Raw genomic sequence first — 3,949 nt, 5'->3', positions numbered from 1 at the left:
CGCCACCTGCTCCATCTCTGCATAAGACGCACCGAAATCGGCCATCGTCCACACCTCCGATAATCATTGAGCCGGACCCCACCGGCCCGATACCAAAAACCTAACAAGCCCCCCAACCACACGTCGATGGGGAGGAGTACCCATCACGGAGTCGGCGCGTCCGGCCTCGGCGCATGCCCCTGGGCGAAGTCCGACTTCACCTCGGGCGCGACGGTGAGGGCCAGCAGGCCGAGTGCGGTCGCCTGCGCGGTTGCGGCCTGCTCGGCCGTGATCAGCCCCCGCTCACGCAGCAGGTCGATGGCCCCGTGCCGTTCTGCCGTGATCTCGCCGCGCAGCGCGGGAGCGAGCTCGGTGACGCCCTGCTGCACGTTCTCGACGGGATTCTGCGGACCACCGGGCCGAGTCTGACCTCGAATCAGCATGATGACGTGGGCGATGATGTCGACGGCGATCGGCGCCAGCCACCAGGCTCCGGATTCTTCGAGCAGCGGTCGTCCCACGGTCAACGCGATGCCCATGGTGATCACGCCGGGGATGATTCGCATCAGGGAGGCGGTGAGCACGGCATACATGGATGCGGCCCTCGGGTGCCGGTGCTCACGCACCGCGCTGTAGAGCGAAACGAGCAGCGCGATCGAGGTGAGCATGCCGGCGACGCCCAGCGGCATGTCGTACCGCCCGTCGGTCCACATCCATCTGATCATCGCGACCGCGCCGATCAGCGGGCCGATGAGCGAGAACAGGTACGCCAGCGACTGCAGGCAGCTTCCGGCGGTGACGCGCGTGTACTCGTCGCGAACGGCATCCTTCGGGGCGAGCAGAGCGAGGTCGCGCTGCACCATGGGTGCTCGTTGCAGCGAACGCAGCTCCAGACGCCACCAATCCTCGGGCGCCCACTCCTGGCGCTGGTCGATCAGCTCCGTCAGCGGCTTGTCCGTCATGCCGTCCAGCTCTCACCGCTGCGCCCTGCGGCAGCCTCCCACCGCTCCAGATCGGTGCGGTCGGTCGCAGGGATGAAGCCGTCGACGTGCAGCTGCTCGATCACGGCATCCGCCGTCGGTTGCACGACGGCAAGGCCGTAGGGCTGCACGGGGCCCAAGAGCGCGCCGACGGCACCGTTCTCCCCCGGGAAGAGCCACCGGCGCGTGGCGAACTGGATGTCGCCCTGCTTCTGCAGCAGCGCCACCGTGATGCCGGCACCGAGCTCGGGGGTCTCCAGAACTTCTGCGGTCGGCGGCAGGATCGCATCCGTCGACCAGAGGTACGCGGCCTGCTCTTCACGGCTGAGTGCGTCATCGGACACGGTGATGCGCAGCGGCGCGAGGAACGTGGCCTCCGGCGCGACCACCAGCAGCAGCCGGCTGCTCGGCTCCGCGAGACGCACGAGCCCCGTCAGCGCAGCGCGCACGCGGGAGACGCCATCGGGGTCGAGGCCGGTGGCCTCACCGAAGCCGTCAGCCACGGCCGCAGCCCATAGTTCGGGGTCGCCTGAGGTCGGGTCGATCGGGATGCACAGGTCTTCGGGGTACGAGATGTCGAGCTGGGTCATGACATTCCGATCATCTCACCCACGTGAACGACGCCACGTGAGTGTCGAACAGCAGGTTCCAGGCCAACAGCGCGGGATCGTCCTCGGCGAGCTCCGGGGCGTGAGCGACGTTCACCACCCAGTGCACGGCCTGCGTTCGCCGCGACCCGGGGATCGGCGTCATGTAGTTGATCATCGTCGTCGCGACGACCTCACCGTCGATCGTCGCGGTACGCCGTTCGGTCCAGCGGACGAACCTCTCGTCGCCGCCCAGCGGCGCTCCACCGTACGCAGTCACGGCGTTCTGCACGATGGCGTCGAGCGGCAACTCCGGCGTCGCGTCGCGTCTGGTGCCGATCAGGCTTGCCGATCCGAGCACCCAGGTCGGGGATGCCTCGCCGGCGAGGGCATAGCAGAACGCCTTCTGCTGTCGCAGACTCGCCATGGCATCCTTCACCTGGCGGGTGAGCCCCGCAGCGAGGTCGGCACGGCCCGCAGACCGCAGTCGAGCTGTCGCCGCACCGGTCAGCGCGTTCTCGTCCTCCACACTCATGTCGTAGGCCTGCCAGCCGGCGGGAATCAACATCCGATAGGGCGGAACCAGTGAACGGGCGCCCGTGCCTCCGAGGAGCTCTGCGCGCAGATCAGTCATGCGTCCAGCCTCTCACGAGGGCTAGGCCATGACCGGCGATGTCGACGGTGCACCAGGTGCGCTCGGAGCGCCCGGTGCCATGATCGAGACGTCGGCGTCGACCTGGAACGGGTTCTGGTCGGGGTCGAAAGCTCCGCCCCACGCTCCCTGAGCCGAATCGGTGATCATGCCGGCGATGCCGAGCTGCGTGCTCCAGACAGTGGTCACGGTGTCGAGCGCGTCAATGCCGCGCGCACCCATGCCCGCCCACTCATCGGCGCTCTTGCCACTGAGGAACTCGGTGGTGAACTTTCCGACGCCGCCCCAGAACCCGGAACCCTTGAGCGCGTTGAGTCCGGTGAGCCAGTTCTTGACACCACCGGAACCGAGACCGGTCAGTCGCACAAAGTCGTCGGCGAACTGGGTGCCGATGTTCCCGCCGCGCAGGAACTTCGCCGCAGGTCCGATGAAGGGCACGATCCCGATGATCGCGAAGGTCAGACCGATCCAGTCGCCGTCGCCGAGGGCGAACTTCGAGATCTGCACGACGAGCGTCGCGATGGCGACGATCGCCGCCAGCGCGCCGATGATCGGACCACCGATCACGATGGCGAGCACAGCGAGGACGATCCCGGCGACGGCGAGCACGTCGGCGAGGAAGTCGAGCAGGCCCTTCATGTCGTCGCGCCAGGAATCCTCGATCTTCCCGGTGACGCCGTCCTTGATCTCGCGCGCCGCCGTCGTGAAGGCCGTGTGCCACGAGTCCCACTCGTCGTCATACTGTCCGGCCGCCACGTCCCACTCGCCCTTCTTCTTGGTGGCGAGTGATCGCGCCTGCTGGGCGTGCGCTTCGGCCTCGGCGTAGTGGTCCTTCTCGGACTGCTCCGCGTCGTCGTCCGGTTCACGCCAGGGCACGGCGCCCTCTGCCGTGTCGGCGTCGCGGGACAGCTCGTAGTACTCGTCCCAGAGTCGCTCGAGACGGCGCACCAGCGGCGTCATGGCATCCTGCGCCGAGCGGAGTTCAGTGCCGTATGTGGAGATGTGCGGGCCGACCGCGAGATAGAGCGCGCTGGCCTTGTCGAGGTCGCTGCTCACATCGCCCGCGATCTCGCGGACCTTGTCGATGGCCGCGCCCTCCATGTCAGCACCGTCATCGACCAGACGGGAGATGAGGCGCCAGGCGTCGGACATCGCGTTGCCCAGTTCGGTGATCTGCGTGCCGCGCGCGGAGACGGCATCCGGGTCGCCGTCGACGACCTCGATCCAGTGCTCATCGGGCGAAGCGGGCATGTACGGGGTGACCATCACTGGCCCTCACCTTCGTCGAACTTGGCCGCAGCCTCGGAATCCCAGTCCTTGAACGCCACCAGGACGTCGTCGACGTGGTCGGCCAGCCCCTTGCAGTTCTCCATCAGGTTCTTGCGCCGATCGTCCCACCGGCCCTCGAAGTCATCAGCCGCGTCGTGCAGCGCATTCTCGCCATAGGGGCGAGCGACGGCGTCCTCGAGTGCCCGCCGACGCGAACCGGCCTGCTCGAACTCGCCCACGATGCTCCGCAGCTGTGTGACGAGCTGTTCGAGATCACCGTATTTGACCTTGACACTCATGTGCCGTGCTCCTCAGTGAAAACGCTCCATCGATGGCGTGGGGGCCAGCCCCTGCGGGCGGCCCCCACACCGTTGAGACGTGCTGCGGCGGTTCAGCCGCCGGCGAGCTGCTGATCCAGGTCCTGGATCGCACGCATCATGCCCAGCAGCGACTCCGACATGTCGTTGATGCCATCCACCGCG

5 protein-coding genes are annotated in these 3,949 nt (G+C 67.5%); all 5 read right to left on the bottom strand.

Annotated features, from left to right (window positions below):
- Positions 1–143: 143 nt before the first annotated feature.
- From WDU93_RS15190 to WDU93_RS15170, 5 genes are read right to left on the bottom strand one after another with little or no spacing between them, the layout of a single operon-like run.
- The gene (locus WDU93_RS15190) at positions 144–941 is read right to left on the bottom strand and encodes a hypothetical protein (RefSeq protein ID WP_337322082.1); all 798 of its coding nucleotides are present in this window, start codon (positions 939–941) and stop codon (positions 144–146) included.
- Positions 938–1,549, bottom strand: a complete 612-nt coding sequence (locus tag WDU93_RS15185) for a hypothetical protein (protein ID WP_337322081.1) — start codon at positions 1,547–1,549, stop codon at positions 938–940. Before WDU93_RS15185 ends, WDU93_RS15190 begins: the two co-directional genes overlap by 4 nt.
- Positions 1,550–1,559: 10 nt before the next feature.
- The gene (locus WDU93_RS15180) at positions 1,560–2,180 is read right to left on the bottom strand and encodes a hypothetical protein (protein WP_337322080.1); all 621 of its coding nucleotides are present in this window, start codon (positions 2,178–2,180) and stop codon (positions 1,560–1,562) included.
- A gap of 21 nt (positions 2,181–2,201) precedes the next feature.
- Positions 2,202–3,464, bottom strand: coding sequence for a hypothetical protein (locus WDU93_RS15175; RefSeq protein WP_337322079.1), 1,263 nt, complete (start codon positions 3,462–3,464; stop codon positions 2,202–2,204).
- Entirely contained in the window at positions 3,464–3,766 is a 303-nt protein-coding gene (locus tag WDU93_RS15170; RefSeq protein ID WP_337322078.1) for a hypothetical protein, read from the bottom strand. Before WDU93_RS15170 ends, WDU93_RS15175 begins: the two co-directional genes overlap by 1 nt.
- Between the last annotated feature and the right edge of the window lie 183 nt (positions 3,767–3,949).

It is taken from the genome of Microbacterium istanbulense (assembly GCF_037204145.1).
Taxonomy (GTDB): Bacteria; Actinomycetota; Actinomycetes; order Actinomycetales; family Microbacteriaceae; genus Microbacterium; species Microbacterium istanbulense.
Note: the sequence above shows the minus strand (reverse complement) of the source record. Positions and strands in the feature narration are given on the sequence as shown.

Bases quoted from the DNA above. Each gene is read 5' to 3' on its own strand.
- WDU93_RS15190 (WP_337322082.1), bottom strand. From the start codon at position 941: ATGACGGACAAGCCGCTGACGGAGCTGATCGACCAGCGCCAGGAGTGG.
- WDU93_RS15185 (WP_337322081.1), bottom strand. From the start codon at position 1,549: ATGACCCAGCTCGACATCTCGTACCCCGAAGACCTGTGCATCCCGATC.
- WDU93_RS15180 (WP_337322080.1), bottom strand. From the start codon at position 2,180: ATGACTGATCTGCGCGCAGAGCTCCTCGGAGGCACGGGCGCCCGTTCA.
- WDU93_RS15175 (WP_337322079.1), bottom strand. From the start codon at position 3,464: ATGGTCACCCCGTACATGCCCGCTTCGCCCGATGAGCACTGGATCGAG.
- WDU93_RS15170 (WP_337322078.1), bottom strand. From the start codon at position 3,766: ATGAGTGTCAAGGTCAAATACGGTGATCTCGAACAGCTCGTCACACAG.